This is a genomic window from Sphingobium sp. MP9-4 (assembly GCF_005281675.1).
Classification (GTDB): domain Bacteria; phylum Pseudomonadota; class Alphaproteobacteria; order Sphingomonadales; family Sphingomonadaceae; genus Sphingobium; species Sphingobium yanoikuyae.
This window is the reverse complement of sequence record NZ_LUFI01000002.1, coordinates 101,014-124,278: the sequence shown is the minus strand read 5'-3', so window position 1 is coordinate 124,278 and position 23,265 is coordinate 101,014. Positions and strand designations below refer to the sequence as shown.

Genomic DNA, 23,265 nt, shown 5'->3' with positions numbered 1-23,265 from the left:
AAAACGGGGGTTGCATTATGCGCAGCAAATCGGCTGGCTCCATGATCGGAGCCGGAGCAATCATTACGTCTGTCTTCGCGGCGGGCGCCGCCACGATCCTGTCGGGCGGAACCAGTACGACCAGCAGTTCATCGACCAGCACGGCCGATAGCGGCACGGTCACCATCTCCAGCAGCAGTGCGAGCAGTGCGACGACCAGCACGGCGACGACCAGCAGCACCAGCAACAGCTTTGCCGACTTCGACTTCGCCAACGGCACGGTGTTGCCGGGCAAGGCGACGCTCTGGATCGGCAACGCCACCTACAAGCCGGGCAGCAGCACCGCCTATGTCCCGGTCTATCTCGATCGGGCGACGCCCAACACGGTGATCGCGCGGATCACCACGGTGAACGGCACCGGCACGCTGAAGGCCACGTCCGGCACCAACTACAGGACGGTCGATACCGTCGTCATCTTCCGGCCGGGCGACCCGCTGGAACAGACGGTGGAAGTGCCGGTTATCAGCGCGACCGAAGGCCAGCAGTTCAGCGTGAAGCTGCGTGAGGCGCCCTGGGGCGCATTGCAGGGGCAGTCGACGGCAACCGTCACGGCCAAGGCCTATGTCGCGGCGACCGAGAAGGCGAGCGGCACCTTCCGCGAAGCGCGGACCTTCGCGGCCTCGGGCACGCTGCAGTTCGAACTGCTCAAGGACACGCACAAGCGGTCGGTCGATGGCGGCTGGGACCGCTGGGCCACGACCCTGTCGCATGGCCGGGCGCAGACCGGCAATGGCGAGACCGGCCTCTATGTCGACACCACCACCTATCCGGGGATCGAAGGGCCGGTCTACTGGAGCAACAAGGGCCTGGTGCTGCACAGCCAGGTGCTCAAGACGCCGATCAGCTATCAGGGCGTGACCTATAATTATGGCGCGTCGATTCTGGATGGCCGAAATTTCCTCGCCTCGCAGATCGGCTATGGCCAATATGAGTGGGAAGCGAAGATGCCCAACCGGCGCGGTTCCTGGCCCGCTTTCTGGCTGATCTCGACCAGCGGCTGGCCGCCGGAAATCGATGTCTATGAAGGCTTTGGCTATCAGAGCTATTGGGATTTCGATCGCCATGTCGGCCAGACGATCCATGTCGGCGCCAACAGCACCCGCTATGACCAGCGTGGCATCGTCATCCAGACCGAACAGGCCTATGGCCTGTCGGGCTATTCGCAGGATTTCCACAAGTTCGCGGTCGATATCCAGCGTGACTACATCACCTGGTTCGTCGACGGCAAGGAAACCTACCAGTCGGTCAACCCGTTCAAGGGCTTCCGCTTCTATCCGCTGATGAATGTCGCGGTGAAGACGACGGGTGCCTATGACGATGGCAGCGGCGACATGACCATCCGCAGCTTCAAGGTCTATTCGGCGCCATAATAAGCCCGGCTGCCCCGGCCCGTCAGGGCATAGAGGCGGCCCCAGCATTTGATCCACTGCCCGGCGATGTCGACCCGTCGCGCGCCGGGCAGTAACATGGCGAGGAGGCCGGCGGTGCGCATCGCGAACACCGCCAACGTCCGCCCGAACAGGGTGAGGGTGCCGACGATGCCGGGCCGATGCTTCCGGCGGGTCAGCGTCTCGGTAAAGCCGATCCGCCACATGCGGGACAGTATCCAGCCGAGCCGGACCCGTTCGGGCGGCACCCATTCGCTGACGCGCGCATCTGCGGCCCAGCCGAAACCGATGCCGGCATCGCGCAGGCGCGTCAGATAATCCAGATCCTCGCCGCCGCTAAGGTTGAAACGCGGATCGAACCAGGGGGCGGGCAGCTGCTCCAGCGCCGCGCGGCTGAGCAGCAGATTGTTGCTGGCCCAAAGCATGTCGGTGGCGCCCGAGGGCCGATCCTCGGCCCGGAATACCAGCGCTTCGCGTGCCCAGTGTGGCGGGGGACGCAGGAAATGGGCGTCGACGGGGCCGCCAACCACATCGGCGCCACACATTTCTCGGGCCGCAAGGAGTGCGTCAAGCCAACCGGGCTGTGGCCATTCGTCATCATCGATCATCGCCAGATACTGCATAGCCGGAGCCGCGAGCGCGGTGGCGACGATCGCGTTGCGGACCGAGCAAAGGCCTGGCTCTGGCACATGCAGGATATGGATCGGCAAAGGATAATCGGGGTCATCCTGCATCTCGTGCGCGACCAGCGCGCCTTCCTGCCCGACGGGGTCGTTGTCGGCGACCAGCAACTGGACATCGTCATGCGGCACGACGGCGGCTAGGCTTTCGAGCAGGTGGCGCAACTGCCCCGGCCGGCGGAAGGTCGGGATCGCGATCCAGATGGTCGGGGCGGGGGGCATCAGGCAGCAACCTTGACCGGGGCCGGGCGGGCACGCCCGCCGCGTTGCAGCCATTTGATGATCTTGTGGCCCGGCAGTTCGATCAGGCGATAGCTGGCCCAGCAGAGCAACCAGGTAGCGACCAGCATGGCGGCGATGAAGATCCAGTCATGGCCGACAAAGCCATGGCGATGGGCGATCCCCATGACGCGGGCCATGATGTCGCGGACCAGCGGATGCCACAGATAGATGGAGTAGCTGATCAGGCCCAGATGATAGCTGACCGGGTTGGCCATCACCGCGCGGGCGGCGGCGCCATCATAATAGCAGGTGAGGACCAGCGCCGGCATCAGGCACACGACCAGCACGTCGGCGGCTCGGGGCAGCATCAAGGCGACAGCGATGATGACACATATGGCGGCGAATCGGCCGGGGCCGGCAAGCAGGCTGCGGGTCAGCGCCATGTCGCGGATGCGATAGGTCAGGACGCCCAGCGCAAAGCCGGCAAGGCAGCGCAGCAGCGTCAGCACTGTGTCATAATCGTTGACATCCATGGGGCCACTGGCGCCTCGGCCGGAACTGGCGACCAGCACCAGGATGCCGACGCACAGCGCGAGTTGCGCCCAGGCCCAGCGGGAAAAGGCCATGATCGCGATCAGCGGGTAGAGGAGATAGGCGGCGACCTCCGTGCTGACCGACCAGCTATTGCCGGCAATCGGCTGCGTGCCCCAGCCCCAGCTCTGGATCATCAGCAGGTTGGTGAGGATGTTCGGCAGGTCGAGCGGGATCGCCTGCGTCCCCGATACATTGACCAGGATGCGGGCCATGAAGACCAGGGTGACGATCAGGTGCAACGGCCAGACGCGGGCGGTGCGGTTGATCAGGAAGTCCATGTAACTGGACCGCCCCAGATTGTGCATCAGCCGGTCATAATAGCCGTAGGAAATGACGAAGCCGCTGAGAATGAAGAAAAGATCGACCGCCAGATAGGCGCGCGAGAAAAGCGGGATCGCGAAGGCCTGAAAGGCCGGCGCATGGGGAATATGGTAGAGCAGGACCGAAACGGCGGCGATACCGCGCAGGCCCGTGAGCGAGGAAATTCTCATGCGGCATGTCTCCCGGCCGGCGGCGCGTCGTCGAAGGCGGCGGCGATGGCGTCCCACAGCGGCTTGCGGCGCAGGGAACCGTCCAGCGGCAATCCGCGCGACAGCTGGCCGTCGGGCCATTTATAATCCTTGTAGTTGGACAGCCAGGAATAGCGGTCCGACAGACCCCAGCAGAGCACGGCCTGCATCGCCGGATTGTCCAGCGCGACATCGATGAAGGCCCGGCCGACACTGGCAACTTCGCTGTCACGCTTGGCCGGGTTGGGCGGTCCGCCAATGTCGGCAATGTCGAACTCGGTAATCTCCAGCTTCAGGCCATAGCCGCGCAACTGGTCGAGGAAATCGGCGAAGCGGCGCTCGTTGAACCCTTCCTTATAGGGTTTGAGATGACCCTGGATGCCGATCGCGTCGATTGGCACGTCGCGGGCCTTCAACCGGTCAAGCAGCTTCAGCATCGCGGTCCGGCGCCGTTCGCAGCGGGGCGAGTCATGTTCGATGCCATAATCGGTCAGGAACAGGGTCGCCTTGGGATCGGTCTCGCGCGCGGTGTGGAAGGCGATGTCGATATAATGTTCGCCCAGCGCCTGCATCCACATGCTGTCGGCGCGCATCCCGTCGGCGCGGCCGTCATTGGGCTCCAGCGCCTCGTTCACCACGTCCCATTCCTGGATGCGGCCGGCATAGCGGGGCATGGCCGTGGTGATATAGCTGGTCATCAGTTTCCGGCGGCCGCGATCGCTGGCGGCTTGCAGTGCGGGTTCCAGCCATTTGGGCTGGGCGGCATACCAGACCAGGGCATGACCGCGCGCGCGCATGTCATGCTTCTGGGCGAAATCGATGATCTGGTCGGCACCGCTGAAATCATATTGGCCCGGCTTGGGCTCGGTCGTGCCGCGCTTCAGCTCATATTCCTGCACCAGGATATTGCATTCTTGCGCTACCGCCTGGGTGAAGCCGGCATCCTCGCGCAACTGGCGCGACTTGACCGCCGCGCCGAAATAACGGCCCTTGGCGCGGGCATGGGTGGCGAGGCCGGGCGGCATGGCGGCTGCCGCAACGCCGACGGGCAGCGTCGCCGCCAGCGCCATGCCGCCGGCCAGAAATTCGCGACGCTTCACAGGCGCGGCCTCCCGCCCACCATCTGGGCCATGTCGATCCATCGGTCGGAAATCCGGCGATAGACCGGGTCGGGCAGGATGATCTGCATCAGCACGGTGGCGGCCAGCCGCGGGCCGAAGGCGCCACGCAGCACCGCGCCGACATAATAGCGCATCGCCTGAAACCGGCTGGTCGGCCAGATGCTCTTGGCCGCATGCCAGCCCATATAGGCGGAAAAGGCACGGGCCGAGATATGCGGGCGCAGGTCGCGCAGCCAGATCAGGCTGCCGACGCTGCCGCGCACCGCCGACAGTCGATGTTCGGCATCGCGGTCGGCCCAGATCGTGCCGGGCCGCGCGGTCATCTGGAACTGGCCGCCGGCCAGCGCCAGGCGAACGGCAAAGTCGGTATCGTCGCCGAACTTCACATCCTCGCGATAGCGGACCTTGTTGGCGAGGCCGCGACTGAGCGCCAGGCTGCTGGTCTGGATGAAACCCCGATCGCACATGAGATAGCGGTCGATCGTCTCGCCGGTCGCGATCGCGCGCGGGGGCTTGAGGAAATTGCGGCCCTGGCCGCGATCGACCAGCACCTGGCCATAGGCGACCACATTTTCGTCCTGTTGCAGCAGGGGCAGCAGGTCGGCGAGATGATGGGGCAGGAAACGGTCGTCGCAGTCGAGGAAGGCGATATAGCGTCCGCGGGCCTGCGCGATCCCGGTGTTGCGCGCCGCGGATGCGCCGCGATTGGGCTGGACGATGACGCGCAGGCGCGGGTCTGCGATCCCGGCCAGTACCTGTTCGGTGTCGTCGGTCGATCCGTCGATCACGACGATCACCTCGATAAGCGCGATTGTCTGGTCGAGAGCGGACAGGACCGCGTCGACCACCTTGTCGCGGCGCTGATAGGTCGGGATGACCACGGAAAAGAGCGGCGAGGCCGCCTGTTCCTGCAGCGCGGACGGAGGTTGCCAGGCCGCCATCACGAACGGGCGCCGCTACTGAGGGCATCGGCCTTGCCGAAGCGCAGGACGAAGCCGTTGACGAGCGAACGATAGAGCGACTTGGGCATGTAGGAGCGCAGCAGCTGGCGCGCGATCACCCGTGGCGGCACGCCGCCGGCGGTCAGGCCGATGGCAAGGTCGCGGATCGCCGCGACCGGGCGGATCGGCGCCATATGATAGGCGAGCACGGTGGCGCGATAGCCACGCCGCGCCCGGTTGGTCAGCATATGGCCGCAGCGATCGAGCCAGTCGAGCGAGGTTTCATAGCCGCGCACATAGGAGGTGCGGCCGACCTCGGTCGCGTCCAGCCAGATGGTGAGCGGGCGCTCGATCATCCGGAAGCGCGCACCGGCGCCCTGAAGTCGGACGCAGAAGTCGAGATCCTGCCCCTTCTTGAGCGCGGGGTCGAACAGCACCTGCTGGGCCATGCGGGTCGGCACGACCATCGTCGAGGTCTGCATGAACTGGTTGGCGCAGAAGAGATATTCGCCGACATCCTCGTCTTCTCGAATGCCGCGGTCGGGGCGGATCCAGTAGCGATCGACGCCTCGATCGACTTTCATCCGCGAATAGAGAACCGTGCGGCCGCCGTCGCCCGCCAGCGCTTCCGCCATGGTCGACAGCTTGCCGGGCAGGAACAGGTCGTCGGAATCGAGGAAGGCGATGTAGCGCCCCTCGGCGGCGAGGATGCCCCGATTGCGCGCCGCGCCACCGCCGGCATTGTCCTGCCGGATGTAACGCAGGCGCGGGTCGCCGATCGCCTCGATCACCGGGCGGGGATTGTCATGCGAGCCGTCATCGACGACCACGATCTCGAAATCGGTCCAGTCCTGTGCCAGCACCGATCGGATCGTGTCGGTGACCACGTCGGCGCGGTTGTAGAGCGGGATGACGACGGAGAAGAAGGGGATGTTGGTCATGCGCCATGGACCTTTCGATATTCTTCATAATGGACGCCGGTGAGGCCGGCGATCTTGCCCGCGGCGCGATAGAGCTTGCCGAGGCGCTCCACCCGCTTGCCGCGGTCCAATGTGGTGAGGGGGCCGACCGCGCCGACCAGGAAGCCGACCGCGATGCGGGGGCTTTCGCTGAGCGCTGCACGAAGGGCGCCGCCATGGGTGCGGGCGACGATCATGTCGGTCATGCCGACGCGATAACCGCGCATCAGCAGCCATTTGGCGGTGACGCGGCTGGCCGGGATGAGTTCGGTGACCAGCGCTTCCTCCGACCAGGCGAAGCGGAAGCCGGCGCGCTGCATTCGGGTGAAGAGCTGCTTGTCCGACCCGCCGGTGAGCGCCATGCGCTCGTCGAACGGACGGGCGCCGATGCGACGCAATGCGTTGGCGGACATCAGCACATTGGCGGTGCTGTCGACCAGCGAGACCGGGCCGGACTTGTCGCGGCGCTTGGGCTGGAGCAGCGGATGACGCGAGGCCCAGGCGGGCAGCGGGCTGTCCATCTCGCGCAGCACCGCGCCGCCGACGACATCGGCGTCCCAGCGATCGGCCGCCGTCACCAGCGCGTCGATCCAGCCAGGGCATGCCGCCTCGTCATCGTCCATCATCGCCACATGGGTGACACCGGGACGGGCGAGAGCCGCCTCGACCAAGGCGTTGCGGACCAGGGGGATACCGCGTTCCCGCACCAGCAGCGCCTCGATCGGCCAGCGATAGCCCGATGTCGCCAGCGCCTCCACCACGGCCAGCCCCTGCTGCTCCCTGGCGTCATTGTCGGCGACCAGCACATCGATTCGGTGCCGGGTTTCCAGCGCGGCGAGCGAGGCAAGCGTGCGCCGCAACCCCTGAGGGCGATTGCAGGTCGCGATGCAGATGACGACATTAGCCATGGGTAGCCTCCGGGCGGGCGAGAAAGCGGCGGCGCCACTGCGGAAGCGGGCGCGCCTTGTAGGTGGCGTGGGCAGCGGCGATGGCCGCCAGGAAGATCACCCAGACCTGCCGATCCTTGTCGAAGAACGAGGTTTCCAGCAGATTCTGGTAAAGGACGAAGACCCAGATCGCGAAGCAGGGCACCATGATCGGCCGGTTCTGCGGCGTCGCCCCGGTCAGGAACCAGATGGCGGGCAGCGCCAGGAAGGTCAGCAGCAGCATGATGAGGCCGAGCGGTCCGGTCGTCACCAGGATTTCCAGATAGCCATTGTGCGAATGGGCGGTCAGCGTCTGGAACGCCTGGTTGAGATAATCGAGCGAGGGGCTGCGATCGCCGACCTGCCAGAAGCCGCCGAAACCCGCACCCAGGAAGGGATGATCCTTGAGATAGGCCAGATCGACTTCCCAGATGGACACGCGGCCAGTGAAGGAGGTGGGGTCGGCGAAGATCCGCTCCACCACCGGCTGGAAAGCGACATAGAGCCACAGCACCCCGACCATGCCGAGCGCGACCATGATCAGCAGCACGGCCCGTTTCTGGGTGGAATCGCTCAGTGCCCGATAGACGGCGCAGACGCCCAGGATGGCGAAGGACAGGGCGAGCGAGGTCTTGCTCTTGGTGCCGATCACGAAGACGAAGGCCATCACCGAGAAGAGGGCATAATACCATTTCTTGGTATCGACCCAGGCATTGGCCGCAACCATGAAGGTGAGCGCCATGACCGCGCCGGCAATATTCTTGTGGAAGAAGAAGCCGCGCCAGGCGCCGATCAGCGCCTTGTCGCTCTCGGTCGGCGGATGGACCGCCGCCGAGGTCAGGGGCAGCGAGACCCAGCAGATGATGAGGGACAGGATCAGGGCATAGCGCAGCGCCTGGAGCAATCTTTCAGGACCGATCAGGCTGAGCGCGCTGAAGGTGATATAGATCACGATCAGCTGCTGCATCGCCCGCTTGAACGATACGAACGGATCGACGCCCCAGCTGCAGGTGATGAAGAACCAGGCAAGCATGATGGCCAGCGGCCAGAGCGTGAAGCGATAGCGTGGCGGATAGCGGCGGATCAGCTGCACGCCGGTCAGCAGCATGGCAAAACCGATGAACAGCGCCTGCTTGAACAGGTCCGATCCGTTATTTTCCTGTGCCATGGCCACAAGTTCATCCTGGGTGCGCGAGGCGAAGGGCTGCTGGCCGATGAAGACCAGCATCAGGAAGGTGAAATAGAAGATTTGGGCGACCAGGATCAGCCGGGCGCTTTCGGTCTTCTTGATGGCGGCGACGCCCGGCCGGGTCAGGACCGGGGCGGGAATGTCACGATGCCAGGGGGTGCTTGCCATCGCTCAACCCTCCGCCTGGTTGCGGCGCCAGCTGCGGTCCAGCTGCCAGATGCCGAGCATCATGACGAGTTGCGACAGCACGACGCCGGCGATCGAGAAGACGGGCGCGACCAGCAGGGTCAGCAAGGTGACGGCGGCAATGCCGACGCCGCAGCTGCGCAGGCTCTGGGCTGCGAGCGGACGGAACGCCTTGCGGGCCTGGGTCATGACGCTCATCGGCGTCTGCACGCACTGGACCAGCGAGAGCAGCGCGCAGAGCGCCACGGCAGTGATCACCAGCTGATGGTCGAGCGTGGGCTTGAGGATCAGGCCGGGGAAGAAATAAAGCGCGCCGGCCGCGACGACGCAGGTGCCGAGCCACAGGAAGACAAGGGCGCCCATGAAGATGCGTTCCGACTGGATCGCGGCCTGATGATCGCCGCGTGCCACCGCGCGGGTCATGCGCGGGCGTTCCAGCTGGGTGAGGGCGGTGATGCAGACATTGACCGGGCGGAAGAACAGCATGCCGACGGCGATCGGCGCGAAGGCGGTCGGCCCCGCGAGCAGGGTCACGGCATAGCTGTGGGCGTTCGACGTCGCCTCGGTCGACAGCACGCCGACCAGCGTCCAGGCCGACTGTTCCTTCCACACCGGGCGGTAGGCGCGCAGGGCGGCCAGCGGCGACATGGCGACATGGCGGCGCAGATAGGGACTGCCGAAGGGCAGCAGGCCAGCGAGGCTGGCGGCGACCAGCATGGTGCCGATGCCGGTCAGGTCCGCGCCGGTGCGCATCGCGACCAGCAGGCCGATGAGGATGGTCGCGGCATAGGCGATGTCGGATCGGGCCGCCTGCATCGGCGCATGATGGGCATAGGCGTTGGACCGGCCGAACCAGCGGACCAGCGACAATGTGCCCGCCAGGCCGAAGACCAGCGCGGCCTGTGGCGAGGCGGTGGTCCAGGCGATGGCGGCGCAGATCAGCCCCTGGCTGAGCGAGAGCAGCAGGTTGACCGGGAAGAAGAAGCCATGCGCCGCGCGATCGACATCCTCGCCCTGATTGACGGCGATCGTATAGGGCGTCGACACCAGCGCGTTGGACAGGCTGTAGCCGAACTGGATGATGACCAGCAGGAAGGCGAGCACGCCGATGCCGGTGGTAGCGAGATGGTGGATCGAGAAGAGCTGGACCAGCAGATGGCTGACCGAGACGATCGCCGAGGAGAAGCTGGCGAGGCCGAAGCGGCCGAATATGGTGCCCAGGCGCTGGGTACGGCCGGAAGCCGCCTGCGCCTCAGCCATGGCGGTGCTTCCAGATCAGCCACAGGGCATGAGGATTGGTGGTGATGTAGCGCCAGGCCAGTTCCTTGGGCCGGGTGCCCATGCGGTGCAGCCATTCCAGGCCATTGCGCTGCATCCACATCGGCGCGCGCGGATAATCGCCGGTGATATAGTTGAACAGGCCGCCGCAGGTGACGATCCAGCCGGCCTTGATCCGATCGCGATTGCGCACGCAAAAGGCCTGCTCGCGCGGCTTGCCGGTGCCGACCCAGAGGACGTCAGGCGCGGCCGCGTTGATCGCGTCGATCACCGCATCTTCTTCCTCCGGCTTCCAGAAGCCGTTGCGGCGTCCCGCGACGGTGAGGCCGGGTGCCATCTCGATGATCCGATCGGCGCAGGCGGCGTTCACCTTCTCCTCGCCGCCGAGCAGATAGTAGCTGACCCTCGCCTTGGCTGCGGGCACCAGGCTGTCGATGAACATGTCGGTGGTGCTCGACCGATCGGCGATCGGCGGCTGGCCGACCCAGCGCGAGGCGGCGACGACGATCTGGCCATCGGCATGGATCAGGTCCGCCTGCGCCAGATTGTCGCGAAACCCCTTGTCGGTGGCGTTCATCGACAGGCCCTGACCATTGCAGTCGAAGATCAGCAGCGGACGCTGGTCGAGCGCGCGGCGCAGCGGCGCCTCGCCCAGCATCCGGTCGATCAGCGCGTCGAGCGACAGGGTCGACACCGGAATGCCGCCGACCAGGGCGATCTCCTCAGGTGTGGACACGGGCTGTTGCAGCGGCTGACGGGGAATGGCCTGCTCCAGGCTCATGCGATCACGCTCCCTGCGATGCTGATATTATGACGGTCCAGATCGTCGATCACGCGGCGCATGTCGGCGATCGCGGTCTCGCCGCGCCGGGCGACGATAGTGACGGCATCAAAGCCCGCGAGGATAGAGCCGAACGGCGTCTGCTCGCCGCGCCGCTGGGCGAGGTAAAAGAGCATCGACGTGTCGTGCAGGCCCCAGCCGGCGGCGGTGTCCGCCAGCGGTCCCTTGGTCACCAGGCTGGATGCGCTGCCCGATGCCCGGCCGGCGGTCATCAGCCACAGGCCATCGACCGCCGTGCGCGCGGCAGGCAGCAGCGCGGCGCTGCCAAGCAATTGTTCGGCCAGACCCGCCTTGTTGGCGACGCGGAACAGCCGATCGAGCGAGGGGCGGTCGATATCGACATCGACCAGCATCGTCTGCCCGTCCATCTGCGCCATCACGACGGCCAGATTGGCGGCAAGGATCGCGGCCTCGTCGCCCGCGTCGATCGACAGGATGGCAAGGCGCAGGGCTGCGCCGTCGCTGTCCTTTGCCGCCGCGCGCATCTTGGCGCGGATGGTGCGGACCTTGGCGGCATAGGCGTCCGCCGGGTCGAAGGCGCTGACCACCAGCGGATCGACCCGCTGGTCACCGGCCGCCAGCAGCGGGAAGCCGCCCTGCATGGCGAGGATGATGCCCGCCGTCTCGGGATCGAGCAGGCCAAGGTCGATCGCGGCCTGCTGGAAGGGCTGGCCGGCGGCATGGCCATGGGCTTCGATCCGGCCGATGTCGGTTTCGGCGAGGAAGCCATGTTCGACCGCGAGCTGCGCGAAATCCTTGGTGTCGCGGGCGCGGGGCTTGAGGCCGGTCGTGGCGCCGGCGGTCAGATGGGGATGGGCACTAGCCGTGGAACGCAGTCTCATGCGGCCTCCTGTCGCTTGGGGAGCCAGCCGCCCCGTGCGGGGGCAGGCAGCAATTCGGTGATGACTTCGACCTCGGTCGCGCGGGCCACGCCGGCGGCGGAGCGGACGCGGGGCTGGGCGATTTCGATCAGGACGACCGCCGCAATGCCGCCGACCAGGCCAAGGGCGATGCCGCCCACCAGCCAGAGCAGCAGGTTGGGCTTGGCGGGTAGCAGCGGTACGGTCGCCTCGTCGAGCAGGCTGGCATTGGGTTGCGAGATCTGGCTCTTGAGCGCCGCTTCGTTGAAGCGCTGGCGCACCGTGTCATAGGTCTGGCGGGCAGCATCGACGTCGCGTTGCATGACCATCAACTGGTCCTGCACGTCGGACATGCGGATCATGCGGTCTTCCTGCGACGCCATGTTCGACTTGAGGTCGCCCTCGCGGCGGCTGGCGGCGACGCTGTTGGCGCTGACCGCACCGGCCTGGCTGGCGCGGGCGGCGCCAAGCTTGGTCTGGAGTTCGGACAATTGCGCCGAAGCGGCCGCCATGGTCGGATGGTTCGGACCAAGCGTCTTGCCCAGTTCCTGCACCTTGGCCGACTGGGCAGCAACCTGTTCCTGCAAATTCTGGACGATCAGCGATCCTTCGATGTCGGACACCGAACCGGCGCCGGCCTTGCCGCGCGCGGCGGCGGCTTCGGCCTGGGCTTGGGTCAGCTGATAGGACATGTTCTTCAGCTTCTCGGCCTCAAGATCCATGCGGTTGATGCCGATGATGTCATGGGCGCGCTGGAAGTCGGACAGGCGCTTCTGCGCATCCTCATAGCGGCGGCGCACGTCGGCGGTCTGTTCGTTGAACCATTTGGCCGAGGTGCGCGCCGGCGAGGCACGCAGTTCCACCTGCTCGCGCATGTAGATCTGCGCGGCGAGGTTGGCGACGCGGGCGGCGACCTGCGGATCGGGATCGAGATACTGAATCTGCAGCACGTTGCTCTGGCGGCCGGTGGTCACCAGCAGCCCGGCCCGCACGCGCGCGGCGGCCTGTTGCAGGCGGGCATCGGCCGGCATGTCCGCGGGCAGCGCGTCGATGAAACCCGCTTCCTTGGCGACCGCGTTGATCACCTTGGCACTGCGGATGATGTCGGTCTGGGTGCCCAGGATCGAGTCCACCTCGACCCGGCCCTGATTCTGGGTCGTGTCGGTCGGATCGGTCTGCGACAGGTCCAGCATCAGCGAGGTGGTCGCCATATATTGGCGCGACTGCATGAAGGCCGCGACCGCGATCAGCAGGAACAGGGCGCCGCCGATCATCGCGGCGACCCGCCAGCGCGCCTTGACGGCGGCGGCAAGGTCCAGGGGGTTCATCGTCATAGTCCGTCCACTCCTCGGAGCATGGCGCGCATTTCCTCGGCCGGCGTCGGCGCGACCGTGCGCGGCGCGGGCTGCTTGGCCATCAGCAGCAGGAATTGCGGCGCCAGCGTATCTTCAAACATCCACAATTCGCCGCCCGGCGTGGGCGTAAGGGCTGGCTGCAACCGGGCCAGCGCATCGCTGGCATCGGCCTCCATGCCCGGATATTCGCCCAATATGTCGCTGCCGACGCGCAGCAGCCGCTCCAGCGAAGTTGCCGACATCTGCGATGCGACGATGCCGGCCAGCGCGATCATCCGGCGCCCCGATGCGCTGTCACGCAGGGCGCGGGTGAACAGGCCATGGCTGGCGCTGCTCATTTCCGCCCAGTCGTCCAGCGCGCTGGCCAGCCCCTGTTCGACATCGCTGGCGGTCACCTGCTCGCGGCCGCCGGCCTCGGTCACAAGCGCCGCCTGCATGCCGAACAGCCGGGCATGATAGGGCGACCCCATTGCCGCGCCGGCCAGCGCCTCCACGGCTTCGGGCGTGATCGACAGCCCGGCCTTCTCGCCGCAGCTTGCCAGCAGCAGTTCCAGTTCGGGGCGGGCGATCGGGCTGACCCGCTGGGGCGCGATATGGCGGCGAAGCGAGGGATGGGCGGCGATCAGGCCGTCGACATCGCCGGCGATGCCGACCAGCACCACCTGCACCGGCGAATGGATATCGGTCAGCAGCTTGAGCAGCGTTGCGACATCCTGCTTGGCGGTGTCGGAGCGGACCCGGTCATATTCGTCGAGGATCAGGATGGAGCGCTGGCGCACCTCCTCGACCAGCAGGGTCGCAAGGCCATTCACGTCCAGCGGACCGGTGGCGAGCTTGCGGGCCCGTTCCTGACCCGCGCCGCTCATCGGCAGTTCGGTGAGGAAGGGACGGAACAGCGAGTCGAAATCGGCCTCGCCGCTCGCCGATCCATAGAGAGCAACGCAGCCCGCCTCGTCCGCCAGATCGCCGAAGACGCGCGCAAGCGAGGTCTTGCCCGATCCGCGCGTGCCGAAGATGATCGCATGCTTGCGCTGGACCACGATCGCTTCGACCAGCTTTTCCAGCTCATTGTTGCGGCCGGCCAGGCCATGGCGGTCGGTCACCGGCATGGCGGTGTTGAAGGCGCTGTAGATCGAATCCCGGCGCAGGCTGATGGGCTTGAGCGGCGTTGCCATCGCGCCCATCGAAAGCGGTCGCGGGGTGTCGTCGGGCACCGGTTCGGGCTCGGCCGTCCGGTGGAAGCTCGGTGCGACCGGTTCCTCCAGCAGCAACGGGGCCTGATCGGGGATGACACGGGCGGAGGGGCTGGAGCCGCCGGCCAGTCGGCGCGGCAGGGACCAGAGCCAGTCGAGCGTGCCCGCCGAGCGGGCGCCGAAATCATGTTCCATCGCGGTCAAAACAGCTTCTCCCGGATGATGAGGACGTCTTCGGGCTTTACCGGATCATCCAGCTTGGCCTGGACCTCCTGTCCGCCGCGCTTCACCTTGATGCTGCGGGTCGAACCGGCCAGGGTCGGACCACCGGCCAGGGCAAGCGCCTGGCGGAAGGTCTGGCCCGCGACATAGGAGAAGGCGCCGGGTTGCTGGACCTGGCCATAGACATAGACCTTCTCGGCCGGCGGCACGAACAGGATGTCGCCGGCCTGGAGCGGCCGGCCGGCGCCGGCGCTCATGTCGGTGAGCGAGATGCGCACGGCGCCGCTGCCATCGGCCGGGGTCAGGATGACGGCATTGGCGCCGGCCGTCGTCGCGCCGCCGGCCTTGGCCAGCATCGACGCCACGGTATAGTTGCGGTCGAGCGGATAATTGCCGGCCTGGGGCACATTGCCCAGCACCGTGACCGAGCGGCTGACATAGTCGCTCACTTCGACACTGACCGAGGGTTTGGTCAGATAGCCGCCACCGGCATAGCTGGCGGCGATGTCGGACGCGAGCTGGGACGTGGTCTTGCCTTTCGCATCCACCGGCCCGACCAGCGCGAGCAGCACCGTGCCGTCGGCCTTGATCCGGGTTTCGGTCGACAGGTCGGGCTGGCCGAAGATCGAGATCTTCAGCTGATCGTCCGGGCCGAGCAGATAGCCAGCTGGCGCGGGCGTCGCCGGCCGCGCTGGCGTGGCGGCAACCGCCGCAGCCGCCGCAGGCGCCTGTGCCGTCTGAGTTTGCGCCGACAATGCGGTCGGCACCGCCAGCAGGGGGAGGGCGGCAAGGATATGGAAGCGTGTCGCTATTCTCATGGGTCAGGCTCCCTTCGGGTCAAAAGCGCAGCAGGGCTGAGAGCGTCACCTGCGTGCCGCTATAGTTGGAGACATCGGTGTCGGTCCGACGGCGGTAATGCTGGGCGTCGAGGCTGAGATCGAAGCGATCGGTCAGCTTGCGCTTGAGCGTCGCGCCGAACTGGCGATTACGGTCCGCCTCGATCGAGAAGGGGCGCAGCGCCGCATCCTGCCGGAACTTGCGCCTCTGCCAGTCGGCATAAAGGCCGGCCGAGGTCAGTTCGCTGATCGCGAACTCCCCTTCGATCCGATAGCTGGACCGGATCGCGAAGCCGCTGGCGATCAGGCTGTCGTTCATGATGTCGCGGGCGGTGGAGGCGGTCAGCTTCACGCGCGGGATGATGCTGGTCGACAGCCGCACATCCCAGCCCATGCCATTATAATTACCGACGGCGGCGGAATCGCTGCTGACATCCAGCCATTGCAGGTCGGCGTCGATCTGGGTGATCGGCGTCACCGACCGCTGGAAGCGCAGGCCATAGGCGTTGATGCGGTTTTTGATGCCCAGCGTGCGCCGGTCGCTGACCGTGCGCTCATAATAAGTGGTGAGCGTGCCGAAGCTGGGCTTGTTATAGCCAAGGCCAACCTTGAAGCTGTCGCTGTCCTGGTCGGCATAGTCGAAATCATCGGCGTTGCGGGTCGTGTCATGCTGGTAGCCGGCGACCGGGAAGAAGCCTGGCCGTTCGCACGACAGGTCGGCCCCCAGCGTGGAGAAACGCTGGAGATTTTCGGTCGCGGCGTTGATGTCGCCATAATCGGCCCGCTGCTGGCGATAGCTGGCGCGCGGCGTGATGCCGCAGGTCGCTCCGAATCGAATCGTCGCCCTGGCCTCTGCATCGAGTCGCAGCTTGCTGCGCTGGGTCTCCGATACGAACTGGTCATAGCCGGCCTTGGCCCGGATCTGGATGTCGTGCCGCCCGATCGGATGGGCATAGGTCGCCTCGATCGAGGGCGTGACGATCAGGTCGCCGGTGGGGTCTTCGATCCGGTCGTCGACGCGATAGACATTGTCGTCATAGAGAAGATCGAGCCCAGCCGTCAGGTGCAGGCCGAGCGTATCTATGCGCTTGTCATCATCCTGAGCCTGCGCCGTGGAGGGCAGGCCGGCGAACAGCATTGCGCCGCCAAGAGCGGCCATGGCGGCCGCATGCGGCCATGCAAAATCATTTGCTGCGGGCGCACAGGGGCGCGCCCGCAAACACGGGTTATGGGCATTATCCAAACGCATGAATCCTTATTGCATTGCAGCAACAAGGGGCATGCTAATCGTATTTTTACGTAATGCACACGGGTCCGGACGCGACTTGTCGCGCCAAAACAACGGCTCGTTTCATCGACGAAAGGAGCCGTTAACAGCCGATCCCGGCTGTTAATCTGAGGGCAAGGAAACTGGCCCCGATCAGAAGATCAGATAAGCGATCGCACCGATTGCCGCGCAGAAGGCGAGGATGCCTGCCCAGCGCGAAACAAACTGAATCGGCCCTTCCGCGCGGTCGGCGATCGACAGCACATGGCCGTTTTCGGGGAGATCGCGGACGGCGATGCCCGCATCGGAAAAGGAGGTTTTCGTTGCGGCAACTGCCGCCAATTCATCAGCCACGACCGTCATCCTGGGAACTTTATGAACGGTCGTTAATATAGGATTCTAGGGTTCACAAATAGTTTACATCGGCATGAAAGCCGGCTCAGCTCATCGCAAAAGCCGGCTTCTGATGCTGAAAATCCTCAATCCTGGTCAAAGCCCCTGTAAACATTGGGGCTTCGTCAGGGCGTGGGATCAATAGGCGTTGCGGTGAACCAGAACCCGTGCCGTGCCGACCAGGATGCCGATGTCGCGCATCAGGCTCCAGCCGTGCAGATATTCAAGATCCGCCTCGACCCGGTTCAGAATGTCGCGCCGGGTTTCGGTCGCGCCGCGGAAGCCGCGGATCTGGGCCAGGCCGGTGATGCCAGGCTTGAGCGCATGGCGATGCCAATATTGGCGGTCGACCTGCCAGAACAGCTGGTCCTCGGCGGTCGAACCCAGCGCATGGGGGCGCGGGCCAACCAGGCTCATCTCGCCAAGCAGCACGTTGAGGAGCTGGGGCAGCTCGTCGATGCTGGTGCTGCGGATGAAGCGGCCGACGCGGGTGATGCGGTTATCGTCGCGCTGGGTCGAGGTGGCGCCGGCGGTGTCGCACTGTTCCACCCGCATGCTGCGGAACTTGAGGATGTGGAACAGGCGGTTGCCACGGCCGATCCGTTCCTGGCGGAAGAAGACCGGGCCCGGCGAGTCCAGTCGGATGGCGACGGCAACGGCGATCATCAGCGGCGCCAGCGCGATCAGCACCGGCACGGTCAGGATGATGTCGAGCAGCCGCTTCTTGGCGCGATTGGCAAGGTTGAGCGGACCGCGGGCGACCACCAGCGTCGACACGCCGCGATGGCTCTGCACCGCGAGCGGCGCCATCGGGTCGAGTTCCGGCACGATGATCTCGCCCAGGATATTGCCGCCCTTGAGCATCTGCGCCCAGTCGGCCTTGCGCTCCAGCGGGCAAGAAATGACCACGCGATCGAAATCGCGCAGCAGCATGCCCAGGCGATGCAGCATATAGGGATCGTCCAGATCGGCGCGCAGGCCAAGCGTCGGTGCGTCCACAATCGTCATGCCGTTGACATCGTCGGGGATCAGGCCGTCGTCGATGATCAGCAATTGGGCGAACAGTCCTTCGGCGAAATGGCGACGAACGGCGCGGACGACCAGCACCCGCTGCATCACGATCAGCGCGCCGCTGAAGAACAGGCCAGTGCTGATGCCCAGGCGCGAGAAATTGTCGGTGACCTTCAGCGAGAAGACGACCAGCAGGAAGATCAGCAGGGTTCCGGCGAAGGCCATTACTGCACTGCGGCATGAAGCCGTCATGCTGGTCAGGCAGCGCGGGTTGTAGGCCTGATTGTGAAAGGCGATGGTGCCATAGACCAAGATCCCGCCGGCGAGCGGCTGCCAGACCTCCATCGACAGGATCGGAATACCCGCCACGCGCAGGCCGATGACGAACCCTGCGGCGAGGGCCATCATGTCTGCAAGCAGCAGAACTAGGCTCAGCCACAGGCGCGCGTTCCGCTGGAAAGCGGCGGTGGCGGGCTGGCGACTGGGGGTTCCTGCAATCGCCAGATCTATTTTGGACATCGGCAACCCTTTAAATGCGTCGTGACGTCATGGTCCGCCCGCCCGTCGTCAGACGGTGGCGATCTTTCCCCAGGACATCCGCTGCCTTTGATTTATGTTGCGTAGCAGCAGGACATAGTTGCTCGGTTGTTACAATTGGGGGAGGGATATTCGGACGCACATTTCCGACGATCCGTTGAGCGCCCATTTTTCATCCTGCCGCCCCTTCGTTCTGTCGCAGGGAAAAACGATCAGACGCGGTGAGAGGCCTTGCCGGCCTGATGGAAACGACGTCGAATCAAATCGCTCAGCGAAACAGCCACCAGCCGATCAGAAGGAATGCGCCGACGAGGGCCACGGGGCCGGCCCAACGTGACAGAAATTGCACGCCGGATTCGGCCAGATGATGGGGGAAAGGCCAGATTCTCGGGCCATCCGCATCCTCGCCATGCTGCGGGACGGGATCATGCCGTGGCGCCGACCGGGCGCTGTCGTGTCCGGCATTGCGATCCTGTGGTGGCGGAAACAGATCGACCATCATCATTCCCGATGCGATGCGAGAATAGCGACCGCAGATCACGATAACCTGCGGCCGGGCAAAGATAAACCATTATCCCCACCCGGCCACGTTCGGTTCAATAGCGGAAACGCGCCGATGCATAGACGGTGCGTCCCGGTTCGGGAAAACCATCCGTCAGCGTGTAATAGTCATCTAACAGATTGCGCCCACCAATGCTGAGGTCGATCTGGTCGGTCAGCGCCAGATCGACGCGCAGGCTGGCATTCACATAGGCGCCGGTGCGGTAATAGCGGGCTGGCTGCGACGCCGGGGTTGCGGTGAACAGGGTCCAGCGGTTCGACGCCAGATCGACGCTGGGGACGATGTGCAGCCGTTCGACCGGCGCCCAGTCGAGATAGGCAAAGCCCTTGTGCGTGGGAACCCCGGTGGGACGGAAGCGCGCATTGGACGGATCGGTCAGGTCGCGCTTGATGCCGGTATAGTTGATGCCCGCGTCCAGCCACGGCAGCAGCGTCGCCGACGCCGACAGTTCGATGCCATAATATTCGCCCTTGCCGACATTGCGGCTCTGGCTGAGGTTGGTGAGGGCGCAGCCCGTGGTCGGCACGGCGGGCGGCGTGGTCGATGCGGTGCAGGGATAGGCCGGCGTCGGCACGCTGAAGATCGCGTCCCGCACCCAACTGTAGAAGAGCGCGCCTTCCAGCCGGATCGATCCCTGACTCCAGCTTCCGCCGATCTCCGCATTGGTCGCCCGTTCGGCCTTCAGGTCGGGGTTGGGAATGGCGGTGTTGAAGCGCTGGCTGAACCGTTCAAAGATGGTCGGGAAGCGGGCGCGAGACGAGAGGCTGGCGTGGAGCGCGAGGGCGTCGCCTGCCTGCCAGTCGAATCGGCCCTGCGCATTCCAAGTGTCGGCGTCCCTGCGCGGGTAATTGTAGATGACCGATGGCGTCCCCGACGTGCCGAGCGGGGCGCCATATTCCTCGGCCCGTTCCAGGTTGCGCCAGTCATAGCTGCCACCCAGGGTGAAGCGAAGCGTCGGGCTCAGCGCCAGCTCATTTTCCAGCGCAATGGAATAGGTGGCCTCGCTCTGGGTCTGTTTCGGCTCCGTGGTGGCGACGCCGGCCGTCGAAAAGCTGGTCTGATATTCGACATGCTCATCATGGCGATAATGGAAGGCGAGGCGCAGCGTGTCCGCATCGGTCGCGGTGAAATCGAGTTGGGCCGATCCGCCCCACGCCTTGTCTTCATAGGGGCTGTCAAAGGCGTAGGGCCGGCTCTGCGTGGTCAGCGTCCGGTCGTTGAAGGAGCGGAGCATCGAATCGAACTGGTTATAATAGGCGCGGGTCTTGAGCGTGGCCCGGTCGCCCAGCGCCGTGGTCGACAGGAAATAGACGCTGGTGATGTCCCAGGACGGCCAGTCCCAGAAACGGGCCGTGGTGACCGTGTCGCTGATATGCAGCGGCGCGCTCTTCGATCCTTCCTGATGGGTATAGCTCAGCGCATATTCGTCGGTGGCATTGGGAGTGAAGCCGAGCTTGGCATTGACCCGCCAGTCCTCCGCCCGTGAAAAGTCGCGCGCCCCGCCATCTTCGAGCGTGGACACGCGCGGCGTGAAATCATTGGGCAGGTCCCAATGATCGGTAAAGCTGCGGGCATAGCTGGCCTGCGCATACCAGAGATCGTGCCGGGTGCCGACCTTGGCCGACGTGGTATAGCCGGCATAGTCCATGTCATTGTCGAAGTTGACCTGTCCGCGAAGATCGATGTCGAGCGCCTTGGTCGGCTTGCTGGTCACCAGGTTGATGGCGCCGCCCATGGCACCGGGGCCGTCCAGCACGGAGGCATAGCCCTTGGCCACCTGGACCTCGGCAATGTCGGTGGTCAGGAAGCGTCCATAATCGAGCCGGTTGTCGGCGGGCAGATAGACGCGGATGCCATCGATCGAGAGCGGTACCTGGAACCGGTCGAAGCCACGCACGAAGACCAGTCTCTCGTTGCGGGTGCCGCCGCTGTTGCCGGCGGACACGCCGGGCATGAGGTTGACCGCATCGTCGAGCGAGGTGCGGTTGAAACTGTAGATGGCATCGGAAGACAGCGTACTGCCGTCAATCTCGATCCCGCTGGTGCGGGGGGCGGTGACGATGATCTGGCCGAGCGAGAAGCGATCGCTGTCGCCGGTCGCGTCGGGCGCGCCCTGTGCCTGGGCCGTCGCGGTCCAGCAGCAGGCGCTGGCCAGCAAAATGCGCATCATGGTCTGTCGCATGAAAATCCCCCTATTCTTGGTCGTTCGACTCGCTATATCCCGCCGTATATAGTTTTGCCTTCGGGAGGGAAGTCCGTGCGTCAGCCACTGTTCCTGCTGTTTCCGGCCCTGTGTGCGGCTGTGGTGCCGGCATCGGCCTTCGCGCAAATGTCGGGCACGCCGGCCTGCGCTGCCCCGGCCGATCCGCCGGCGGAGATGGCATCCTGGCGCGCGCCGCAGCCGATGAAGGCGGCGGCGGATGCCAAGGGAGCCAGCAAGGTCAAGCTGAAAGCCGGGCAGGCCGTGGCGCTGACCCTGCTGCCGACGCCCAGGATCAGCTATCCGCTTCGGCCGGCCAAACCCGGCGGCAGTGTCAGCTTCGGTGGCATCGTCCATTTCACCGTCGATCAGCCCGGCACATGGCGGGTGGCGCTGAGCAGTGGCGCCTGGGTCGATGTGGTGAAGGACGGCACTGCCGCGACCTCGATCGCGCATGGCCATGGCCCCGATTGCACCGGCATCCGCAAGATGGTCGATTACAGCCTGGAACCAGGCGACTATATCCTGCAACTCGCGGCCAATGGCGATCCGCAGATGACGGTGCTGGTGACCCGTCTGCCGTGAAGCCGGCGCGCTGGTTGCTATTGCTCGCGACGCTGCTGCTGATCGGGGCGGGGCGGCCGTGGCATTGGAGCTTGGCCCTGGGCGAAGCGCCGCCCCCAGTCCCGGTCGGCAACGCAATGAGCGCGGCGAAGGTCGAGCTTGGCCGCCGCCTTTTCTATGACGCCGACCTGTCGGCCAATGGCACGTTGAGCTGTGCTGGATGCCATGAGCAGCATCGTGGCTTTGCCGACGGCAATCGCACGCGGCCCGGCGTCCATGGCGATCCGGGGCTGCGCAATGTGCCGGGCCTGGCCAATGTCGCCTGGTTGCCGCGCCTCACCATTGCTGATCCGGCGATCACCAGCCTGGAGGCGCAGGTCGCCGTGCCGCTGCTCGGCGAGCATCCCGTCGAAATGGGGATGAAGGGGCTGGAGGCGGAACTCCCGCGTCGGCTGGGCGCCGATGCCTGCTATCGCCGGATGTTCGCGCGCGCTTTCCCGGACCGTCGCGGCCGGATCGACATCGCGACGGTGTCGGCGGCGCTGGCGGCGTTCGAACGCACGCTGATTTCGCGCGACAGCCCCTATGATCGCGATCGACGGGGGCAGGCCGATGCCCTGTCGCCATCGGCCCGGCGGGGCGCACATCTGTTCGCGGACAAGGGCTGCGCGTCCTGTCATGCGGGGCGGGATTTCAGTGACGGCGCCTATCATCGGCTGGAACCGGCGACGGCCACCGATCCGGGACTGGCCGAAAAGACGGGGCTGACCAGTGATGCGGGACGGTTTCGCACACCCCCGCTCCGCAACGTCGCGGTGACCGGCCCCTGGTGGCATGATGGGTCCGCGCAAACGCTGGATGCGGCGATCCTGCGCCATGGCCAGAAACTGACCGACGCCGAACGGATCGCGATCACGGCTTTCCTCGACAGCCTGACCGATCAGGCGTTCCTCACCGATCCACGCTTCGCCATGCCGGCTGAAGCCTGCGGCAAGAAACTATGAAAGAGGGGCGGGCAGGGGGATCTGCCGTAGCAGGGCGTCAAGCTGGCCCTGCGCCTGTCCGCCGGTCGCGGTGAGCGCGACCTCTTCCAGCGCGCGATAGGCGGCGAGCACGGCCTGACCTGCTTCCGTCACCCGCGCGCCACGATCACGGCCGCCGCCAGCGACCGTCTCGACCAGCCGGTCGTTCCAGCAGCGGTTCATCGTATCAACCAGCAGCCAGCTGCGCCGATAGCTCATGCCCAGCGCCCGCCCGGCCGCCGATATGGAGCCGTGCTGCGCGATCGCGTCTAGCAGATCGGCCTTGCCCGGTCCCATGGCGATCTCGCCCCCGCAAAGGATCTGGATCTTGAGCTTGAGCGTTCCGGTCTGCATGGCCCTGCCTGATTGC

22 protein-coding genes are annotated in these 23,265 nt (G+C 65.6%); 3 read left to right on the top strand and 19 right to left on the bottom strand.

The annotated features are described in order from the left end of the window. Nucleotides 1-263: 263 nt before the first annotated feature. A complete protein-coding gene (locus A0U87_RS01505) occupies nt 264-1,409 on the top strand; it encodes a family 16 glycosylhydrolase (RefSeq protein ID WP_048936683.1) in 1,146 nt (381 codons plus the stop codon). On the opposite strand, the gene A0U87_RS01500 is transcribed toward A0U87_RS01505, so the two are convergent. The 18 genes from A0U87_RS01500 to A0U87_RS01415 all read right to left on the bottom strand — a co-directional run bounded on the left by A0U87_RS01500 (nt 1,394) and on the right by A0U87_RS01415 (nt 21,291). After that, the gene (locus A0U87_RS01500; RefSeq protein ID WP_048936571.1) at nt 1,394-2,329 is read right to left on the bottom strand and encodes a glycosyltransferase; all 936 of its coding nucleotides are present in this window, start codon (nt 2,327-2,329) and stop codon (nt 1,394-1,396) included. The two genes, A0U87_RS01505 and A0U87_RS01500, sit on opposite strands and share 16 nt — an antisense overlap. Beyond that, the gene (locus A0U87_RS01495) at nt 2,329-3,414 is read right to left on the bottom strand and encodes an acyltransferase (protein WP_048936570.1); all 1,086 of its coding nucleotides are present in this window, start codon (nt 3,412-3,414) and stop codon (nt 2,329-2,331) included. Before A0U87_RS01495 ends, A0U87_RS01500 begins: the two co-directional genes overlap by 1 nt. After that, a complete protein-coding gene (locus A0U87_RS01490; RefSeq protein WP_048936569.1) occupies nt 3,411-4,532 on the bottom strand; it encodes an endo-1,4-beta-xylanase in 1,122 nt (373 codons plus the stop codon). The genes A0U87_RS01495 and A0U87_RS01490 overlap by 4 nt, the downstream gene beginning before the upstream one ends. After that, nucleotides 4,529-5,494: a glycosyltransferase family 2 protein gene (locus tag A0U87_RS01485; RefSeq protein WP_004212417.1), complete on the bottom strand. Its 966-nt coding sequence runs from the start codon at nt 5,492-5,494 to the stop codon at nt 4,529-4,531. The genes A0U87_RS01490 and A0U87_RS01485 overlap by 4 nt, the downstream gene beginning before the upstream one ends. Beyond that, nucleotides 5,494-6,435, bottom strand: coding sequence for a glycosyltransferase family 2 protein (locus A0U87_RS01480; protein ID WP_048936568.1), 942 nt, complete (start codon nt 6,433-6,435; stop codon nt 5,494-5,496). Before A0U87_RS01480 ends, A0U87_RS01485 begins: the two co-directional genes overlap by 1 nt. Further along, nucleotides 6,432-7,361 (bottom strand): glycosyltransferase, encoded by a 930-nt coding sequence (locus A0U87_RS01475; protein ID WP_048936567.1) that lies wholly within the window; start codon nt 7,359-7,361, stop codon nt 6,432-6,434. Before A0U87_RS01475 ends, A0U87_RS01480 begins: the two co-directional genes overlap by 4 nt. Then, nucleotides 7,354-8,736 (bottom strand): O-antigen ligase family protein, encoded by a 1,383-nt coding sequence (locus A0U87_RS01470; RefSeq protein WP_048936566.1) that lies wholly within the window; start codon nt 8,734-8,736, stop codon nt 7,354-7,356. The genes A0U87_RS01475 and A0U87_RS01470 overlap by 8 nt, the downstream gene beginning before the upstream one ends. Before the next feature lie 3 nt (nt 8,737-8,739). Then, a complete protein-coding gene (locus tag A0U87_RS01465) occupies nt 8,740-10,014 on the bottom strand; it encodes a polysaccharide biosynthesis protein (RefSeq protein WP_048936565.1) in 1,275 nt (424 codons plus the stop codon). Then, complete coding sequence (locus tag A0U87_RS01460; protein ID WP_048936564.1) at nt 10,007-10,813, bottom strand: WecB/TagA/CpsF family glycosyltransferase; 807 nt, start codon at nt 10,811-10,813, stop codon at nt 10,007-10,009. Before A0U87_RS01460 ends, A0U87_RS01465 begins: the two co-directional genes overlap by 8 nt. Further along, a complete protein-coding gene (locus A0U87_RS01455; RefSeq protein ID WP_004212423.1) occupies nt 10,810-11,715 on the bottom strand; it encodes a hypothetical protein in 906 nt (301 codons plus the stop codon). The genes A0U87_RS01460 and A0U87_RS01455 overlap by 4 nt, the downstream gene beginning before the upstream one ends. Next, entirely contained in the window at nt 11,712-13,067 is a 1,356-nt protein-coding gene (locus A0U87_RS01450) for a GNVR domain-containing protein (RefSeq protein ID WP_017499212.1), read from the bottom strand. The genes A0U87_RS01455 and A0U87_RS01450 overlap by 4 nt, the downstream gene beginning before the upstream one ends. Then, nucleotides 13,064-14,476, bottom strand: coding sequence for an ATP-binding protein (locus A0U87_RS01445; protein ID WP_137405193.1), 1,413 nt, complete (start codon nt 14,474-14,476; stop codon nt 13,064-13,066). The genes A0U87_RS01450 and A0U87_RS01445 overlap by 4 nt, the downstream gene beginning before the upstream one ends. Nucleotides 14,477-14,481: 5 nt before the next feature. Further along, nucleotides 14,482-15,321, bottom strand: coding sequence for a polysaccharide biosynthesis/export family protein (locus A0U87_RS01440; RefSeq protein ID WP_048936562.1), 840 nt, complete (start codon nt 15,319-15,321; stop codon nt 14,482-14,484). A gap of 19 nt (nt 15,322-15,340) precedes the next feature. Then, nucleotides 15,341-16,498 (bottom strand): hypothetical protein, encoded by a 1,158-nt coding sequence (locus A0U87_RS01435; RefSeq protein ID WP_137405187.1) that lies wholly within the window; start codon nt 16,496-16,498, stop codon nt 15,341-15,343. Between the two features lie 261 nt (nt 16,499-16,759). Beyond that, complete coding sequence (locus tag A0U87_RS01430) at nt 16,760-16,969, bottom strand: hypothetical protein (RefSeq protein WP_048936561.1); 210 nt, start codon at nt 16,967-16,969, stop codon at nt 16,760-16,762. A 168-nt stretch (nt 16,970-17,137) separates the two neighbouring features. Continuing rightward, complete coding sequence (locus tag A0U87_RS01425) at nt 17,138-18,529, bottom strand: sugar transferase (RefSeq protein WP_004212431.1); 1,392 nt, start codon at nt 18,527-18,529, stop codon at nt 17,138-17,140. Nucleotides 18,530-18,815: 286 nt separating this feature from the next. Then, complete coding sequence (locus A0U87_RS01420) at nt 18,816-19,052, bottom strand: hypothetical protein (protein WP_234415555.1); 237 nt, start codon at nt 19,050-19,052, stop codon at nt 18,816-18,818. Nucleotides 19,053-19,143: 91 nt separating this feature from the next. Further along, nucleotides 19,144-21,291, bottom strand: coding sequence for a TonB-dependent receptor (locus tag A0U87_RS01415; RefSeq protein WP_048936560.1), 2,148 nt, complete (start codon nt 21,289-21,291; stop codon nt 19,144-19,146). A 75-nt stretch (nt 21,292-21,366) separates the two neighbouring features. On the opposite strand from A0U87_RS01415, the gene A0U87_RS01410 reads away from it, so the two are divergent. Then, nucleotides 21,367-21,894, top strand: a complete 528-nt coding sequence (locus A0U87_RS01410) for a hypothetical protein (RefSeq protein WP_048936559.1) — start codon at nt 21,367-21,369, stop codon at nt 21,892-21,894. Further along, complete coding sequence (locus A0U87_RS01405) at nt 21,891-22,877, top strand: cytochrome c peroxidase (RefSeq protein WP_048936558.1); 987 nt, start codon at nt 21,891-21,893, stop codon at nt 22,875-22,877. The genes A0U87_RS01410 and A0U87_RS01405 overlap by 4 nt, the downstream gene beginning before the upstream one ends. Here A0U87_RS01405 and A0U87_RS01400 read toward each other — a convergent pair. Then, complete coding sequence (locus A0U87_RS01400) at nt 22,872-23,249, bottom strand: LysR family transcriptional regulator (protein ID WP_048936557.1); 378 nt, start codon at nt 23,247-23,249, stop codon at nt 22,872-22,874. The genes A0U87_RS01405 and A0U87_RS01400 overlap by 6 nt on opposite strands. Nucleotides 23,250-23,265: the final 16 nt, after the last annotated feature.